The sequence below is a fragment of the Rheinheimera maricola genome (assembly GCF_016918075.2).
GTDB classification, from domain to species: Bacteria; Pseudomonadota; Gammaproteobacteria; order Enterobacterales; family Alteromonadaceae; genus Alishewanella; species Alishewanella maricola_A.
This window is the reverse complement of record NZ_JAERPS020000018.1, coordinates 1-1,336: the sequence shown is the minus strand read 5'-3', so window position 1 is coordinate 1,336 and position 1,336 is coordinate 1. Positions and strand designations below refer to the sequence as shown.

Sequence of the window (1,336 nt, the reverse complement as noted above, 5' to 3'; positions counted from 1 at the left end):
CCTGAGGTATCCCCACAAAATTATTAGCTAAAACAAAAAGATGAACTCAGAAGGAACATTCATGGCGTTCGGTGATCAGATCAATCGCCAAACATCACTGAGACCAAACAGCCATGAATGTTCGTACTATCTTGACCAATATCGTTTCATTTGTCACACCCAAAATGCATGCAACCAGACAAAAAGCAGTGATTGATTGCGTGCATAGCCTCGCAAACGGCAGTGCCGCTACCGTCACCAGCATTGGCCGGGGTATTCACTCTAATGCTTATGAAAAACATAACATTAAGCGGGCTGACAGGCTGCTGTCCAATACGCATTTATTGCGAGAGCAAACGTTAGTTTACGGAGCCGTATGTCGCTTGTTCTGTACTGCTAAACACCCAACGATAAGCATAGATTGGTCTGATTTAGATGAAGCAGGCAGACACTTTTTACTGCGAGCAGTGCTGACATTCGATGGTCGGCCTATCACCCTGTACCAGGAGGTTCATCCGCTGAGTACAAAAGAAAAACCCGCTGTTCATCAACTGTTTTTACAGACGTTGTCTCAGCTACTGCCAGCAAAATGTAAGCCGGTGATTGTCACTGATGCTGGCTTTAAAGCGCCCTGGTTCAGGCAAATTGAAGCATTAGGCTGGTACTTTGTCGGCCGGGTACGTAAGCCAAATTTTTATACCACTGATAATGGTGCAAACTGGCAGTGTATTGGCCGGTTATTTGCCAAAGCAACGCTCAAACCGAAGCAATATCATGCACAGATTGCACGATACAAACCGTTTGCCTGCTTGTTGACGTTATACAAGCAAAAAAGCAAAGGTCGCCATTTGCGTAATGCAGATGGCAGTATGAAACGGTCAAAAACCTCCCAAACACATGCCCGAGGAAACACAGAGCCATGGCTACTTACTTCTAACTTGCCGCAGAGCAGCCATCATAGCAAACAGGTCGTATCAATTTACCGCCAACGTATGCAGATAGAAGAGAGCTTCAGAGATATGAAAAGCACGCAGTTTGGCCTCGGATTCGAGAAAAACGGTAGTACAAAAATACACCGAATAAGCTTGTTACTGCTGCTGAGCAATTTAGCTTCATTAGTGCTGATATTACTGGGTGTTGGGCTGACCGTAGCCAATCAGCAACGCCGGTTCCAGGCAAACAGCTATCGGGATAAACGAGTCTTATCGTTTCATACCTTGGGGTTAAGAGCGATGGCCAAGCAGGTAATGTTTACAACAACACAGTGGCGCAGTACTTTGCGCCACTGTAAACACTTGCTGGATACAACGAGTTACTACATTGAATGCGAGGGCTAAATTCGTGGGGATCCCTCAGG

Annotated in this window: 1 protein-coding gene; it reads left to right on the top strand. The window is 45.9% G+C overall.

Annotated elements, in window-relative coordinates:
• Nucleotides 1-200 precede the first annotated feature (200 nt).
• A complete protein-coding gene (locus tag I4W93_RS20200; protein WP_205313743.1) occupies nucleotides 201-1,316 on the top strand; it encodes an IS4 family transposase in 1,116 nt (371 codons plus the stop codon).
• Nucleotides 1,317-1,336: the final 20 nt, after the last annotated feature.